The organism is Nostoc flagelliforme FACHB-838 (assembly GCF_014698065.1).
GTDB classification, from domain to species: Bacteria; Cyanobacteriota; Cyanobacteriia; order Cyanobacteriales; family Nostocaceae; genus Nostoc; species Nostoc flagelliforme_B.
The window spans coordinates 43,194-59,292 of sequence record NZ_JACJSI010000002.1 but is presented as its reverse complement, the minus strand read 5'-3'; the positions used below and the strand labels follow the sequence as shown (position 1 = coordinate 59,292).

19 protein-coding genes are annotated in these 16,099 nt (G+C 42.1%); 10 read left to right on the top strand and 9 right to left on the bottom strand.

Going from position 1 to position 16,099, the window contains the following annotated elements:
* Positions 1-11: 11 nt before the first annotated feature.
* The 4 genes from H6G97_RS01410 to glpX all read right to left on the bottom strand — a co-directional run bounded on the left by H6G97_RS01410 (position 12) and on the right by glpX (position 3,747).
* Positions 12-476, bottom strand: a complete 465-nt coding sequence (locus tag H6G97_RS01410; protein WP_190938955.1) for an HIT family protein — start codon at positions 474-476, stop codon at positions 12-14.
* 45 nt (positions 477-521) lie between these two features.
* The gene (locus H6G97_RS01405; protein WP_190938954.1) at positions 522-1,082 is read right to left on the bottom strand and encodes a DUF2087 domain-containing protein; all 561 of its coding nucleotides are present in this window, start codon (positions 1,080-1,082) and stop codon (positions 522-524) included.
* A 100-nt stretch (positions 1,083-1,182) separates the two neighbouring features.
* Positions 1,183-2,469 (bottom strand): glutamyl-tRNA reductase, encoded by a 1,287-nt coding sequence (locus H6G97_RS01400; protein ID WP_190938953.1) that lies wholly within the window; start codon positions 2,467-2,469, stop codon positions 1,183-1,185.
* Positions 2,470-2,709: 240 nt separating this feature from the next.
* Positions 2,710-3,747, bottom strand: coding sequence for a class II fructose-bisphosphatase (gene glpX / locus H6G97_RS01395; RefSeq protein WP_190728269.1), 1,038 nt, complete (start codon positions 3,745-3,747; stop codon positions 2,710-2,712).
* A gap of 356 nt (positions 3,748-4,103) precedes the next feature.
* Here glpX and H6G97_RS01390 point away from each other — a divergent pair, with 356 nt between their 5' ends.
* The 8 genes from H6G97_RS01390 to grxD all read left to right on the top strand — a co-directional run bounded on the left by H6G97_RS01390 (position 4,104) and on the right by grxD (position 9,411).
* Positions 4,104-4,676: a DUF981 family protein gene (locus tag H6G97_RS01390; protein ID WP_190914039.1), complete on the top strand. Its 573-nt coding sequence runs from the start codon at positions 4,104-4,106 to the stop codon at positions 4,674-4,676.
* 47 nt (positions 4,677-4,723) lie between these two features.
* Entirely contained in the window at positions 4,724-5,038 is a 315-nt protein-coding gene (gene grxC, locus H6G97_RS01385) for a glutaredoxin 3 (RefSeq protein ID WP_190938952.1), read from the top strand.
* A 160-nt stretch (positions 5,039-5,198) separates the two neighbouring features.
* The gene (gene tadA, locus H6G97_RS01380; protein ID WP_190938951.1) at positions 5,199-5,684 is read left to right on the top strand and encodes a tRNA adenosine(34) deaminase TadA; all 486 of its coding nucleotides are present in this window, start codon (positions 5,199-5,201) and stop codon (positions 5,682-5,684) included.
* Positions 5,685-5,795: 111 nt separating this feature from the next.
* On the top strand, positions 5,796-6,554 hold the full coding sequence (locus H6G97_RS01375; protein ID WP_190938950.1) for a lysophospholipid acyltransferase family protein: 759 nt from the start codon (positions 5,796-5,798) through the stop codon (positions 6,552-6,554).
* 28 nt (positions 6,555-6,582) lie between these two features.
* Complete coding sequence (locus H6G97_RS01370; RefSeq protein WP_338421554.1) at positions 6,583-7,803, top strand: RNA-guided endonuclease InsQ/TnpB family protein; 1,221 nt, start codon at positions 6,583-6,585, stop codon at positions 7,801-7,803.
* A 117-nt stretch (positions 7,804-7,920) separates the two neighbouring features.
* A complete protein-coding gene (locus tag H6G97_RS01365) occupies positions 7,921-8,526 on the top strand; it encodes a hypothetical protein (RefSeq protein WP_190938949.1) in 606 nt (201 codons plus the stop codon).
* A 230-nt stretch (positions 8,527-8,756) separates the two neighbouring features.
* The gene (locus tag H6G97_RS01360) at positions 8,757-9,014 is read left to right on the top strand and encodes a BolA family protein (RefSeq protein ID WP_190938948.1); all 258 of its coding nucleotides are present in this window, start codon (positions 8,757-8,759) and stop codon (positions 9,012-9,014) included.
* A gap of 73 nt (positions 9,015-9,087) precedes the next feature.
* Positions 9,088-9,411, top strand: a complete 324-nt coding sequence (grxD, locus tag H6G97_RS01355; RefSeq protein WP_094349509.1) for a Grx4 family monothiol glutaredoxin — start codon at positions 9,088-9,090, stop codon at positions 9,409-9,411.
* A 343-nt stretch (positions 9,412-9,754) separates the two neighbouring features.
* Here grxD and H6G97_RS01350 read toward each other — a convergent pair whose 3' ends face one another.
* Entirely contained in the window at positions 9,755-10,003 is a 249-nt protein-coding gene (locus H6G97_RS01350; protein ID WP_190938947.1) for a DUF6761 family protein, read from the bottom strand.
* 582 nt (positions 10,004-10,585) lie between these two features.
* Here H6G97_RS01350 and H6G97_RS01345 point away from each other — a divergent pair.
* Positions 10,586-11,356 carry a response regulator gene (locus H6G97_RS01345; RefSeq protein ID WP_190938946.1) on the top strand — a complete coding sequence of 257 codons (771 nt, stop codon included), beginning with the start codon at positions 10,586-10,588 and terminating at the stop codon, positions 11,354-11,356.
* Between the two features lie 67 nt (positions 11,357-11,423).
* Here H6G97_RS01345 and H6G97_RS01340 read toward each other — a convergent pair whose 3' ends face one another.
* The 4 genes from H6G97_RS01340 to H6G97_RS01325 all read right to left on the bottom strand — a co-directional run bounded on the left by H6G97_RS01340 (position 11,424) and on the right by H6G97_RS01325 (position 13,866).
* Positions 11,424-12,194 carry an ABC transporter ATP-binding protein gene (locus H6G97_RS01340; RefSeq protein WP_190938945.1) on the bottom strand — a complete coding sequence of 257 codons (771 nt, stop codon included), beginning with the start codon at positions 12,192-12,194 and terminating at the stop codon, positions 11,424-11,426.
* A gap of 39 nt (positions 12,195-12,233) precedes the next feature.
* Entirely contained in the window at positions 12,234-12,800 is a 567-nt protein-coding gene (locus H6G97_RS01335; RefSeq protein ID WP_190938944.1) for a hypothetical protein, read from the bottom strand.
* Between the two features lie 66 nt (positions 12,801-12,866).
* A complete protein-coding gene (locus H6G97_RS01330; protein ID WP_190938943.1) occupies positions 12,867-13,328 on the bottom strand; it encodes a DUF4079 domain-containing protein in 462 nt (153 codons plus the stop codon).
* 157 nt (positions 13,329-13,485) lie between these two features.
* Positions 13,486-13,866: a DUF1830 domain-containing protein gene (locus tag H6G97_RS01325; RefSeq protein WP_190938942.1), complete on the bottom strand. Its 381-nt coding sequence runs from the start codon at positions 13,864-13,866 to the stop codon at positions 13,486-13,488.
* Positions 13,867-14,442: 576 nt separating this feature from the next.
* On the opposite strand from H6G97_RS01325, the gene H6G97_RS01320 reads away from it, so the two are divergent.
* Positions 14,443-16,035, top strand: coding sequence for a photosystem II high light acclimation radical SAM protein (locus H6G97_RS01320; protein ID WP_190938941.1), 1,593 nt, complete (start codon positions 14,443-14,445; stop codon positions 16,033-16,035).
* The last annotated feature ends 64 nt before the right edge of the window (positions 16,036-16,099 follow it).

Here is a 16,099-nt window from a genome sequence, read left to right as displayed (position 1 = left end):
TTCATCTATGTTTAAATCTGTAAAAGTATTTGTTTAACTTGTTGGCTAATTTCTGCTGCTTCGGCATCACTTACCCACTTGCTTAAACCTAGTTTATTGAGTAAGTTTTTTATTCGTAGATAAATTAACAGTTTAAGATTTCCTATAGGCATAGTTGATGAACGAGGAATAATATGAAAGTGGATGTGCTTGACTTGTTCCCCCCACGAACAAACATGAATCTTAGCGGGTTTAACTATTTGTGAAAGTGCTGAACAGGTGTTTTGGATAATTCCCCCTAATGCACTCGCTTCTTCTGGTGTAAGTTGCGCTAAATGTTCACAATGACGTTTGAGTTTGATAATTAAATATCCTGGTAACAGAACAGGATTCAAAGAATGTTCTACAACCCAGTAATCATCTTCATAAATAACCCCACCAGGTGCTTGTACTTTTCCAGCCAGTACTCTGCAAGCAAGGCATTCATCCACTAACATCCATCATCTCCTTGTCACTGAAATTTAATACATAACTTTCATAATTTATGTTGTACGCCAATAAACCCCATTTTCTCGCTGCATTAACTGGCAAGCAATGAACTCCCGTCGCAGTGTGGCGCAGTCAGGATGGTAGCGTTTAAGAATGTCATTTACCAGGCGTTCAGGGTAGTTAACTCCTATATCAAACTGGTTTGCTAACCACTTGAGAATTACTAGACGCTTTTTACGACTAGCGGGGATTTCTTTAAGGTATCCACCCTCGAAATAGTTTTTCAACACTTTGCTTTCCCAAGCCTCAGTGTCCACATCCTCAATCAAGGATGCTATCTTCTCAGGTGTAAAAATTTCCTTACTGATGCTTTGCAAAGCCTCGCTATCCAACTGGTACAGACGGCTATTACCTTCAGGACGCATTGTCAGCAAATTTAGCTCTTTAAGTTTCGCTAAATGATGAGATACCGTCGGTTCCTTGAGTTGCAGTAGCGCCGCCAATTCTTCGACGCTGCACTCCTGATTCGCTAGGATACCTACAATTTTTAATCGGCTATCATCCGCTAATGCCTTGAAAAAGCGGAGTAAGATGTTAAATTGCTCTGGTTGCATGACTAACTTCTAATTAGACATCTATCTAATTAGAAGTATATCTAATCGAAAAGCTCAAATCCCCAACTTCTTACAGAAGCCAGGGATTTTGTTGTTAGATTTAACTAAATTGTTCCTCTGCATCCAGGTTGAACAGCATTTGCAGAGTTTGCATACAGCGCCGTCTAGCTTCAACATCTTGCTGCGATCGCAACTGTACCATCGGGTCATGTAAAATTTTATTGACAATTCCCCGTGTTAATGCTTCAATCACTTCTTGATGTTTTTCAGCGAATTCCGAACCCAATCTCGACAAAGCTTTTTCTAATTCTTGTTCACGGATGGTTTCGACTTTATTTCGCAGACAGCTAATAGTGGTAACAGTTTCTAAACTGCGCCACCAAATATCAAAAGCTTCTACTTCTTCCTCTAAAAGTCGCTCGGCTTCTTGTGCAATCTTCCGACGGCTTTCGTAGTTTTGCGCCACTACAGCCTTCAAATCATCCACATTAAACGCCTGCACATTTTCCAATTCATTTACATCCGCATGAACATTACGCGGCACAGAAATATCAAATAACATCAAAGAGCGCTGAACTTCTAAAACCATTTCTAATTTGGCACGGTCAAGTATTGGCTCTGTTGCCGAAGTACTTGTAAACACCAAATCACTATCGGCAATCACTGCCATCATTTCTGATAACGGATGAATCTGGATAGGTTGCCCAGGGAACTGCTTCGCCAATTCTTGGGCACGTTCACGAGAGCGATTTACAATACTAATTTCCACAGCACCTTTAGAAAGTAGGTGTTGCACTAATAGCCGCGACATTTTACCAGCGCCCAGAATTACCACTCGGCAAGCAGCTAAATTTGCGACTTTTATTTGTGCTAACTCTACAGCTGCCGAACTGATAGAGACAGCGCCAGTACCAATACTAGTTTCAGTGCGAACCCGCTTACCAGCTGTTAGCGCTTGTTTAAATAATCGATTCAAAATGGTTTTTATACCGTTATATTGCTGCCCCAGTTTGTGAGTAGTTTTCACCTGAGCCAGAATTTGGCCTTCTCCGAGTACTAGACTATCTAAACCACCTGCTACCCGCATAATATGCATCACTGCATCATCATGTAGCAGCATAAATAAGTGTTGTCTCAGAGAAAGCACGGGCAATTTACTATATTCCGCAAGAAACTGAGTTATTTCTCGAATACCTTGGTCTGCTTCACTGGTAACAATATAAATTTCTAGGCGGTTACAAGTGCTAAGAATTGCAACTTCATCAATATGAGGATAGCTGACCAGTTGAGCGATCGCACTTTCAATTTGTGGTTCTGGAATGCTCAGTTTTTCCCGGACTTCTACTGGGGCTGTTTTATGGCTTAACCCCACCACTGCTATATTCATTTGCTAAATCGTAGTTACTAGTTGGTAGTTGATAATAGGGCATTGAGTGAGAATAGGGAATGGGGAATTTTTGTTTATTGGTTGGTAGTTATTCCCAGCAACAAACAACTATTAATCACTAACTACTAACTATTAACTACATGTAAGGGTAAAGCATTTTCGTAATTATTTCCCATTTTATAGAAAGATTTATTTCCAAATGCTTCGCCCCTACTTTTAGCATTCCCCATTCCCTAAAAATTAGTTCAGTTGGAGAGTCTTGGGTTCACCAAACATGTGAATTGTATCAACAAATCGAGCCGTTTTCGACTGGTTGGAAATTACCAAGCTTTGAGTTCTTGCTCCGCCGTTGAAGAAACGTACACCATTCATCAGATTACCACTGGTAATGCCGCAAGCAGCGAACAGAACAGTTTTACCAGATGCCAATTCATGAGCATCATAGACCTTATCGGGGTCATTGATATTCATAGACTTTAAGCGATCGATGTTGGCTTCTCTGCTTTCTCCAATCAGACCTGTTTTGACTACTGCTGGATCGTAAATCAGTTGACCTTGGAAGTGTCCACCTAAAGCACGCATTGCTGCTGCTGAGATTACACCTTCAGGAGCCGCACCGATACCCATCAGCGCGTGGATATTAGTTCCAGCAAAACCGCAGCTTATAGCTGCACCCACATCACCGTCTGAAATTAGGGCGACTCTCGCTCCAGCCTCACGGATTTCTTTAATTAAATCGTTGTGGCGTTCGCGCTTCATGACCACGATTACGAGTTCTTCAATAGAGCGCTCTAGACACTCAGAGAGAATCTTCAGGTTTTCTGTTGCTGACTTGTTGATGTCTACCTTGCCTTTAGCTGCGGGAGGTGCTGCTAACTTCTTCATGTAAAAGTCAGGAGCAGCAAATAATCCACCCTTTTCAGAAATTGCCAAGACAGCCATCGAACCAGGTTGTCCATAAGCTACCAAGTTAGTACCTTCACAGGGGTCAACGGCGATATCAATTTCAACTAGTTCATCAGGGTTACAGAGAGCTTCGGCATTTGGTTGAGTACAAATACCAACTTCTTCCCCGATGTATAACATAGGCGCATCATCGCGTTCGCCTTCTCCAATCACAATGCGACCACGCATATAGATTTTATTCATCCGCTCCCGCATAGCTTCCACAGCTACTTGGTCAGCGATGTTTTTTTCGCCTTTACCCATCCACTTTGCGGATGCGATCGCGGCTTGCTCTACTACTTCAATAATCTCTAACCCAAGTGTATTTTCCACAGAGTCTGCCCTCTCAACTGCTTGAATTTCCGCCGCTTTATCTGGCTATTTCAGTCTTCAAGTCTACCAAAGGGCGGATACACGTGGGAGAAAGTTAAGTTTTACTGCTAACTGGTTACAAAAGTGCCAGTTAACACATCCTCATTTTTTACTCCTAACTACTCCAGTATAAAGCGTATTTAAAAGTCACTAAGTTAAGAACTGACATAAATACGTAGCAGTGTATATCGAGAACATTGCTTTTCTTCAGTGTTGATCTTTAGGTATAAAATAATAAAGAAAAAAAACTAGTGAATTCACTAAAAGCTGAAAAACAAAGCGCAGAGTAAATAGCTTGTCAAATTAAGAGGTTAATCATGTTTATCGACTACATCACACTCATGTTGATCAATATGGTAGCTGGGCTATTTCTACTGGCTGACTATGTGTATCGGGGTATAGATAGTTCTAATCAAAGACAGTGGATTCCTGGTTTTGGAATTACGGGTGCGATCGCACTTACGACTGGGTTACACATGAGTTTCACCTGGCCCGTTACTGGTAGCTTTAACATTGCCTTTGGTGAAACAAGTATCCTATTTGGCATCTTGTTTATTGCGGCTGCGATCGCACTTGCTCAAGGTTGGGATTTATTGACAATAGCAATTTACGGCTTCTTTGCTGGTGTAGTTGCGATCGTAGTGGGTATCCGCATCATCAACTTGAATTTGACCCGCCAACCGCTTTTGTCGGGAATCGGCTTTATTTTAACTGGCTTAGGAGGTGTTTTTGCAGCGCCAACTCTCTATTGGAAAACTAACCGCACTTGGCGGCTAATTGGTGTAGCTGTGCTGATAGTCGCCGCTCTAATTTGGGCATTCACTGGATATTTAGCTTACTGGAATCATTTAGAGGGTTTTCAAAAGTGGGTTCCAGCCCCAATGCGGTAAGCAATGTTCTAGGCTAGAGACATAGTTAAAACCTTGCTTAATAAAATATGCTGGACTTTCTGAATCCCCTTTTAAATCGCCATCCAGAGCGAGTCAAAGCCAATGTTGAGCTTTACACATGGCAAACTTGTCCTTACTGCATTCGTGCCAAAATGCTGCTGTGGTGGAAAGGTGTAAATTTTACCGAATATAAAATTGACGGCGATGAAGCAGCCAGAGCTAAAATGGCAGAACGCGCTAACGGACACCGTACTGTACCGCAAATTTTTATCAATGACCAGCACGTTGGCGGCTGTGATGATCTCTATCAACTAGACACACAAAATCAACTCGATTCTCTTTTAGCCCAAGTCGCTATTTAGAAAATTAATCTCCAACGGTTGGCTTGCTAAATTTAAGAATTTTGAATTATTTAGCCCCAGGCTGAGAAGCCTGTGGGCTATATACTTTTTATTTTTTGTAGGATGGAGATCGCTTGTCCGAAGACGAGTAGAACTTTAAAGTTTTTGTATTGATAAGAATATGCTAACTAAATACACAGAATATCTTATACATCAACAATGGATGAATTCTGCCTTAGAATTAGCAAAAGCAGCAGGTGATACAGGTGAAGTCCCTGTAGGTGCTGTTATCATTGATTCAACAGGCAAATTGCTAGCACAAGGAGAAAATAGAAAAGAGCGCGACAAAGACCCTACAGCTCATGCGGAAATTCTCGCTCTCAAGACAGCTACAACAACTTTACAAAACTGGCATCTTAATGAATGCACCCTCTATGTAACTCTCGAACCTTGCCCGATGTGTGCAGGTGCTATTGTGCAAGCGCGTCTAGGACTAATTGTATATGGAGTAGACGATACAAAAACTGGCGCAATTCGTACTGTTATTAACATACCCGATAGTGCTGCTTCTAATCACCGCTTACAGGTAATCGGAGGCATTCTGGAGTCAGCTTGTCGTCAGCAATTACAGACTTGGTTTGCCACTAGGCGGCGTAAGGTAAACTAACGGACAGAGGTAAAACTGTCCATCTACTACGACATAAGTCACGCAAGAGAATCTACGGTGTAACTAATCAGGCTTTGTTAAATTTTTACCCGTCAATCAGCTGCATCCGTCATGATGGAATTTTACTCTTCATCCGATACCTGCCAGCACACCCCAGCAAATTCTGAGGTGGCTGCCACTACCTCAAGGGTTTCTCCTTGGTTAAGCCCTCTGGCATATTTATTAGGGCGTCACTGCCTATTACCATTATTCTTTGGAGAAATTAGAATAACCGGACAAAAAAATATCCCCACAACTGGGCCTGTGATTCTCGCGCCTACCCATAGGGCGCGTTGGGATGCTTTGCTGGTACCCTACGCTACTGCTGATTATCGGAGAGAACAAGATCTGCGGTTTATGGTGACTATTGACGAATGCCAAGGTTTGCAAGGTTGGTTTGTCCGACGTTTGGGAGGATTTCCGGTAAATTCTAAGCATCCGTCAATCCGCACGCTGCGACATGGAGTTGAGCTACTTCAGCAGGAAAAAACCCTGGTTATTTTTCCAGAAGGTAATATTTTTCGTGACGGGCAAGTTCACCAGCTGAAGCCAGGAATTGCTCGTCTTGCTTTGAGTGCGGAATCTAGTCATTCCGGGCTGGGAGTTAAAATCATACCCATAGGTATTAATTACAGCCAACCTTATCCCAATTGGGGTACAGATGTAAGTATTGAAATTGGTTCCCCAATCAAAGTCAGCGATTACATGAATGGTTGTATAAAACAAGATGCCAAAAGTATCACAACTGATTTAGCAAAGGCACTGCAACAATTAAGCCATCAAGAAACAAAAGTTACTAATCACGCATTTGCAGAAATTACTAATTCTTGATATGATCAAACGCCTGAGGTGATTAAAAGTGTTGAGAGCAGTTAAGGTCAGGCTATACCCAACACCCGAACAGCAAACAGCATTATCCAGATCGTTTGGTTGTGCAAGGTGGTATTGGAACTATGCACTTAATGCTTGCGTTCAACACTACGTATATTCTGGAAAAACATTAAAGATGAGTGTATACAAGGGTTTACTACCTCAATTAAAAGTGGAGTACCCTTGGTTAAAGCAAGATTGCTATTCGTCAGTTTTGCAGTGCGTAGCTATTAATTTAGACAAAGCTTACAAAAACTTTTTTGAAGGACGGGCTAAGTTTCCCAAGTTTAAGTCAAAATTTAATAAACAATCTATTCAGTATCCGCAAAGCGTTACCGTTGTAGGTGATAAATTAAAGATTCCTAAAATTGGTGAAGTGAAGGCAGTATTTCACAGACAAGTTTTGGGAATAATTAAAACTGTCACTATCAGCAAAACTGTCACTGACAAGTACTTTGCGTCAATATTGGTTGAAAGTGAATGCAGTGATCATCAATTGGGTGGAGATAAAATACTCGGTATTGACCTGGGGTTAAAGGACTTTGCAATTGTCCATGATGGAGAGGAATTTACTAAGTATTCCAACGCTAAACACCTGAAACGTCACAAGAGAAATCTAGCCCGGAAACAGAAAAAATTTGCCCGTAAAGTTAAAGGGAGTAAATCAAGACACAAACACAAAAAACTAGTAGCGAAGGTTCACGAACGAGTATCAAATTCCCGCCAAGATTTTCTGCATAAACTCAGTAGAAAGTTGGTTAATGAAAGTCAAATTATTGTTGTGGAAAACCTTCACATCAAGGGAATGGTACGGAACCGGAAGCTGTCTAAAAGTATATCCGACGTAGGCTGGGGGATGTTCATCAATTTCCTTGATTACAAGTTGAAGGACTCGTTGGGTCAGCTTGTTGAAATAGATAGATTTTTCCCCAGTTCAAAAACTTGTTCGTGTTGTGGTCATGTTGTTGATGAGTTGCCGCTAGATATCAGAGAGTGGGATTGCCGGAAGTGTAAATATCATCACAATAGGAACAAGAACGCCAGCCAGAACATGAGAACAGAAGGCATTCGGATATTATCTATAGACGGAGGGAACCCCGTTCTTGCCGAGTCTAGGCGAAGTAAGACCAAGAAACCGCAAGGCGCAAAGGCATTTGTCGATGAAACCGGAAGCCCACACCCTATCTGTACTCAGATGGGTGTTGGGTAGTTCACTCTAAATCAGAGATACTTAGGATGTAACTTTGCTTTGTCCAAGACCAAAACAGAGTTAAGATACCCGAAGTTTCCATAACTCTTTTATATAGTTGTCGCACTAATTGATCCCATGAACACTGCTGCCGCTGTTACCTTGACGCACCGTACTGTTTTATCAGTTATAGCAGTCCTCAGCCTGCTATCACCTGTGAATGCTCAGGTATCACAGTTACCAGGCACTACTAGCCCACAACCCATTGACCCCAACGCTCCCAATAACCTCCGCCCCGTAACCCAAAGTAACAGCCTTTTGAGCATTGATGGCGGCGATCGCCTCGTGAAAGATGCAGAACAAGCCGTTTCTACTCAAAACTACCCCTTAGCTGCTAAGAAGCTGCAAGAAGCACGTCAGGTTTATAATCAGCTATCTAATTTTTATCAAGAGTTAAATTCTAGCTTTTCGGGAATTGACAATAGAGTTTCTGATTCTCAGCGTCAAAAAGCTCTATTAACAGCCCAAAAGCGAGATGAAGCCACCTTTCAGCTAGCATTGGTACATCGGGCACAAAATCAGCCAGAATTAGCTGTACCATTGTTAATTCAAATAATTAAGAGTCAAAACCCAACGCGAGATTTAGGCAAGAAAGCCTATAAACAGTTGTTTGAGTTGGGTTTTGTAGATTCTCCCTATCCTAGAGAAGGTGGTAGTTCATCCTCCTCATCCCCAAAAAAATAAATTAAATTTTTGTTGCCTCTTGTTCCCTATCTCTCCCATCTCCCTAACCAGTCGCCTGGAAACTCCCCAGTGCTAGGATAGAGCTATCTGCCGTAGCCAAAACCTGAGCGTTCTCAAAAAGAACACCTCAGAGGCACGTTTATCTACAGCCTTGCCAAAACCTGAAGTTGGCACAGGCATTTGCTCTATATCTGTTAATAATAGAAAAGTAAGTTTTTTCAGGAATTGCGATGATTAGTCCGCAGCAGGTTGAGGAAATGATCAAGGCGGAACTGCCAGACGCACAGATTCAGGTGCAGGACTTGACTGGTGGCGGCGATCACTATCAGGTGACAGTAGTTTCATCGCACTTTGCAGGTAAAGGACTAGTGCAACAGCACCAGTTAGTTTATGGTGCGTTGGGTCAAGCTATGTCAACTGAAGCGATTCATGCCTTGGCGGTGAAAACCTACACTCCCGAAGCTTGGCAAGCAACAGCAGCTTCGTAAATAAGAGTTAGGAGTTATGAATTTTGACTCCTCACTCCTCACTGTTGAATCCAACATAGGAAACACAAATACCATGACACCAGAACTCAAAGACAAAATTGATAGCTTGCTACAAGAGAACAAGATTTTAGTTTTCATGAAGGGAAACAAGTTAATGCCCCAATGCGGTTTCTCCAACAATGTTGTGCAGATTCTCAATACCTTGGGAGTTCCTTTTGAGACGGTTGACGTTCTCTCAGACCCGGAAATCCGTCAAGGTATTAAAGAATACTCTAGCTGGCCAACAATTCCCCAAGTGTATATTAATGGTGAATTCCTTGGCGGTTCTGACATTTTAATTGAACTGTACCAAAAAGGTGAATTGCAGGAAAAGGTAGAAGTAGCATTAGCTTCTTAATTTTTCTTTACCCAAACTAAAGGGTATACTGCTGAATTTGCGCTTCGCAATCAAGGTAATATGCCGTTTTTAATATCCTTGAAAGGAGAGACACTTCTCTTCCCTTTCAAGGGTTTTTTAATAGGTTTCTGACAAAAATACTCTATGTTGGGCTTGATTTTCTACCTAGCCAACAATCCCCTCAGTCGCATTGGCAAGACCAATATAGGGCTGAGGGGATGCGTTTAATCAATACAATATCTCCAAAATCTCACACCACGGAAACCTGTTGACCAAGACAGATAATATGCTATAATTACCTGCGGTAATTAACGGTTACTATCAATGACCAGGTAAATGCTACTTAATAGTAATCGGGTTGCGGCTGTGGTTGCGGCACTGCAAAGTTTGATCCATCGTACAAGTAGCGGCTGGCTTCCTCCTCTAAGCGATGAATCAGAATAGGTTCAAGAATGTTGCCATGTCTTAGTGCGGCTAGATATCCATCCAAATACATCCGCATGTCATCCGTGCGATAACCGCGATTCCATAACTCGACGAAGGCGTCGGTGAGTCTTTGGTAATAGCGGATGGTTTGTGTGTCTTGGAGCATAACTGCTGTATTAATCTCTTTGGAATGAGAATTGTAAATGATTCACGCTCAAAAGTGAAGTGTAGTTTCACTTTGACATTAATTCAAAGTCAATACATCTACTTTGGGTATTACCCTTATAGCAGCTACAGGATACTTTAATCCTATTCCAGAAAACATCGATTTTAGTTAGCTGCTGGGTTATTTTTCTAATTTTCACGATCAACAGCCCAATTGTATTAATGTTGTGTACCTGGATGGGGGCACTAATTTGACGAAAAAAATCCCCTTTCACCATCAGGTTGAAAACCTGCTGTAGTAGTAGTTAGCTGGTTGGGTTATAGATATTTGCCACATTACACCCATCTAAAGCAAAATGTTAAGCTAAAAGAACTTTTGATAAGTCTAACAACTCTTACGAAAAATTTAATAAAAATTTAATAATATTTCTAATCGCTTATTGGCAAGGCATAAATTAAAGATATTGCCACTCTTTTTATTAGGAAATGTAAAGTTGATTGCGCTTGAAGTAACAAAGGCTACAAAACCTTAGAGATGGGCTTGTTACTTTGAAAGTCATCGACGCTAAGGGGTCTTGCCACCGTGGGTTCGGTTTGTATAGAAATCATTGAGGGGAATCCCCATCTGAGGTCGTTGTTGGGTTGGCACTTGCAACAACTGGAATACCGTGTGCATCAAGCTGCCAGCATTTATCAAGCAAGGGAAGTATTTTTAAGCCATCAACCAACACTGGTTATTTTAGATGCAGACCTGCCTGATGGTGATGGCATCGAGTTTTGTCGTTGGTTGCATCGTCAGCAGCAGCCTCTAATCTTAATGCTATCTGCCCGTAATAGTGAAGCTGATATTGTTGCAGGTTTAAAGGCGGGTGCAGATGATTATCTGAGCAAACCCTTTGGAATGCAAGAGTTTTTGGCACGGGTAGAGGCACTGATTCGCCGGAAGCGTACACCTACTGCACCAGCTTATTTGGATTATGGCACTTTGCAAATCGATTTAGTTCAGCGCCGCGTCCGTTTCCAAGGGGAGTTCATTGACTTAACGCCCCAGGAATTCAGTTTGCTGTACGTTTTAGCACAAGCTGGAGGAGTACCTCTGAGTAGGTCGGAATTGCTGCGTCGTGCTTGGCCTGACGCTATCGATAACCCTCGTACCATTGATACTCATGTTTTATCGCTGCGGAAAAAGGTTGAACTCGATCCTCGGCAACCGAATTTGATTCAAACTATCCGCAATGTTGGATACCGTTTTAACATGGAAATTTTGAATACCAATATTTCACAGTCACAAACAACAAAGTTAGCTAGAGAGAGATTTAATAATCAACGTTCAACGCTTAGTAGTAGTGTGTGAATGGGGCATGGGGCATAGGGGAGTAAGAAAACGACTCCTGATTCCTCTCTTTTGACTCATGCAAAACTTAAAATCCAAAATCGTCTTGAGCTTCTGCTTGAATCAGGCTTTTTCGTAATTCAACCCAGTCTATCTCTGAGACTCTTTGATTTGCGAATAAATGACCTTGTTGTAGATGTAATAAGCGAGTGCAAAACATCTGGGCTAGTTCCAGCTGGTGATTTACCATCAAAATCGTAGTTTGATGAGTTTGACTCAACTGGGTTAAGACTTGGATTAAATGAGAAGCAGTACCAGCATCTAGGGCAGAGGTTGGCTCGTCTAATAATAATATTTTAGGCTGCATGACTAAGGCACGAGCGATCGCTACTAGTTGTCGTTGTCCAGCAGAAAGTTGTACCTCTGTTCGCCCCAACCATTCACTGGGAATTTTTAGTTGGTCTCTCCAGTGATTGACTCGTTGTTGAATTGTCTGTTCAGGCAAACCACGCAAAACTAAAGGATAAGCCAAGGCTTGCCCAACTGTCATCCCTAACAGCTTTGACTCTTGCAATACAAGTACAAGCATCTGGCGTAGCTGGATGACAGGAACTTGGCGATATTCTTGATTTTCTAGATAGATTTTGCCACTGGTAGGTTCAATTAGGCGGTTGAGAAGGCGTAATAACGAAGTTTTCCCTGCGCCTATTGGCCCGACAATGGCAATGCGTTCGTGGAATATCTCTAAGGAAATATCCTGCAATATGGGATATCCCTGCTGATTGCCGGGAAGCTGGGTTTTCAGCTTTGTAAACAGATTAACTTGCTCTAGCCTAAGTATGGCTTTTGCTGTATTCAAGGGGAGTGGGGACTGGGGAGAAATAAGCAATACCCAATTTTAAGTTAATTGTGCAGTAGTTAAGGCTGTAGCGATCGCCCAGCCATCGACCAATAGTAACAGCAGTGTGAATACTAATAAAATCAGGTACATCCACGGCTGTGCTAATGGGCGAACATCTGTGGTATCAATGCCCGTCTTTGCTTGGACAATTTGCAGGAAACGAGCAAATCCAACTACACGCATCGGTAGCAAATAAGCTTTCCCATCCTGGCTGAGGAAATAATAAACTAGCCCTCCCTGACCGGTGGTGCGGGGTTTTAACTCTTTGACTTCTGACCAAGGTAAAAACCAACCTTTACGAAAAAAGCGAGGCACCCAGGCGGGGTAAGTAACCTGAATTCCTTGGTCATCTACAATTACTTGTTCAGTTAATACTGCATACAAGGCAACTAAGCCTGCGGTAATTCCTATGCACAACAACTCTGGGGGTACGGGTGCAGCTGTTACCTGCGATAAAAAGGGTAATGGAACTGTGAGTGCGATGTATAGACTCAGCAGCGTTATGCGAATCAAAGGAGATAGACGAAAAACAGAAGCTGAGATATTGGCTGAGTTTGCTGTCACGGCTCGATTACAATGTTTTTCTTCATTGTAGGATAGGCTATGTCTCCGATAGCTGGCGTGTGGTAGTTATGGTAAATACTTTTGCACTACAATCCAACCAGTAAGGGATACCCAGGCAAATCCTATAAACAGAATAATATTTACGCCGATGTGTAAGGGTCTAGCCCAAGGTCGTCTGACACTAATTTGCGTGGCACTGAAAGCAGACAGTAAAACTAGTGCTACCACTATCAATCCAGCGATTAGGTGTGACGAGTGACCTAAAGAACCAAAGTGCCCTAAAGTGCCAACAATGCCGATCGCTAGCAGTAGTAGCACTAAACTTACCATGCTGATGCCCATTGTGTAGTGGAGCGATCGCACCCCTTTATTTCCGCCCACAAATGGAGTGATAAAAGGAAATTGCTGCGAAGTTCTCGCCCGAAACATCCAAACGCCGGTCACTGCTAACATCAGATATGCCAGCAGGGATAACCCCATTGACCAGGCGGCTATTTTCCACAACCAAAGAAATGAAGGCAGATTCATAAGATTGATTGTAAACGAGATGGGGAAGATGAGGGAGCAGGGGGAGCAGAACTATTGATTATTGACCAATGCCCAATGCCCAATCAATAATAAACAAAAAAGGCTGCTGAATTAGCAACCCTTAAATTTAGTAAATTTTTTTTTAATCAACCGATGCTCAACCAACGATTTGTAAGGGTTTTGTAGTATCTCCGATTTTTGTATTAATTTGCTGCACCATAGGTGTGGTATTAATAGGGTCTTTTTCATCTGATGAGTCTGTATCAAACTCATAAGCGTTGGGTTCGTCGAGCATTAGGCGATCGCACGGAATCTTATCGGATAAAATTGCACTTGCCATCATCCCTGTATGAATCTCCACTTGACTTTCTCGCGGAGCTTCAAACACTAAACGTTGCCCAGGGAAAACAACCCTTTCAAAGTACCAGTTGGGAATATCGGAGATGCGAGCTATCTGTATTTTGCTGGTGGCATTAATGTAGCAGCAGAGAATTTTTCCCGATTGCTCAGGTGGTAGAGGATCTAATATTTGAGCCATAACTGCTGAGGAGCTTTACGCCACAATTTTACATTACACTAGCCAAGCCTAGCACCCGCTGATCCCCAGTTGCTGTAACTGCGAATACCAACTGAGTATTTGTAGATTATTTTTGTCTTAAGATATATTTTTAGTTATGAAAATTTTGTAACTATTTATGCAATCTTCGGAATTATACACCACAAATAAAGTTTTTTGATATTTTTTTCTTGTATCAAACCTTTAATTCTCTCAAGGCAGATAAGACGACGATCTCCTTGCTTTTCACCTAGGCAGGAAGTGAGTTTTTTGTTTTATCTATCCCAGGATCAATCAGATGGAATCATCGCTTAATGAATAAAGTCAATGTTATGGTAAAGCTATATGAAAAATATCTTCATAAAGCCTATTTATAGATTTTATGTATGTTTTATGCCTAGCAATTTTAGCGTTTCCCGCACTTGCTAACATTAGTTTCCTCATTACCAACAATTGGCTAAAATGTCAAGCACAATTGTGATATCAAATAAAACCAAATAAAACAAGCACACACTTTAAAACTGGATGTTTTTCTCGCTTTCTCCAAAGATTGGCAAGATGGAAGTCAAAACACAGATGATGGAAAATCGAATTCTTTACGTTCGCCTTCCTTGTAACCCCATCTTTCCTATTGGGGTTGTCTACCTGAGCGATCATGTTCACAAGCAGTTTCCTAATATTGAACAGCGCATCTTTGATTTGGGAACAGTGCCACCTTTAGACTACAGTTCGGCTCTAGATCGCTCTATTGATGAATTTAAACCGACACTACTAGTATTTTCTTGGCGGGATATTCAAATTTATGCTCCAGTTGGTGGGCGTGGTGGCAACCCGCTACAAAACGCCTTTGAATTTTACTACGCCAAAAATCCTCTATTGAAACTACGCGGCGGATTGGGCGGTTTGCGAATCTTCATTGCTTACTATGTAGAGTTGTGGCGGAACCAAAGCTTAATCAAACGTGGCTTAAAACGTGCCCAAAAATATCATTCTGATGCTCGTGTAGTTGTAGGTGGTGGTGCAGTCAGCGTATTTTACGAACAATTGGGTAAAAGCTTACCCAAAGGGACAATTATTTCTGTGGGTGAAGGCGAAACCCTGCTAGAAAAGCTTTTAAGTGGTAGAGATTTTCGAGATGAACGCTGTTATGTTGCAGGAGAAGCTCAACCACGGAAACGGCTGATTCACGAACAACCCACCCCAATAGAAAAAACAGCTTGTAACTACGACTATATCGAAAGCATCTGGCCGGAATTTAACTTTTACCTGCAAGAAGAAGACTTTTATATAGGTGTACAAACGAAGCGTGGTTGTCCTCACAACTGTTGTTATTGCGTCTATACCGTCGTCGAAGGCAAACAAGTACGCATCAACCCAGCAGATGAAGTAGTTGCTGAGATGCGCCAATTATACGATCGCGGCATTCGCAACTTCTGGTTTACTGATGCCCAATTCATCCCCGCGAAAAAATTTATCGCCGATGCTGTAGAACTCTTGCAAAAAATCGTCGATTCTGGTATGACAGATATCCACTGGGCAGCATATATCAGAGCCGACAATTTGACACCCGAATTGTGTGATTTGATGGCGAAAACCGGGATGAACTACTTTGAAATCGGGATTACCAGTGGTTCTCAAGAACTCGTGCGGAAAATGCGGATGGGGTATAACCTGCGAAACGTCTTGCAAAACTGCCGTGACTTAAAAGCCGCTGGTTTCAACGATTTAGTTTCCGTTAACTACTCCTTTAACGTCATTGACGAACGTCCCGAAACTATCCGCCAAACTATCGCTTACCACCGCGAACTAGAACGGATTTTTGGTGCTGATAAAGTCGAACCTGCCATCTTTTTTATTGGATTACAACCCCATACCCATTTAGAAGAATACGCTTTCAAAGAAGGTATCCTCAAACCAGGGTATGATCCAATGAGTTTGATGCCGTGGACAGCCAAAAAACTCCTCTGGAATCCTGAACCCCTTGGTTCATTCTTCGGTGAAGTTTGCTTGCAAGCTTGGCAACAAAATCCCAACGACTTCGGACGCGAAGTCATGAAAATCTTAGAAGAAAAGCTGGGTTGTGCTGACTTAGAAGCAGCACTTACAGCACCATTAGAGACGAAAGAAAAACAGTTAGCAGGTGTATCCTAGAAACACCAGGATGTGGGGATATTCAGAATTCTGAATCGTCTCCCTCTCTCTTACTCAGTGCCTC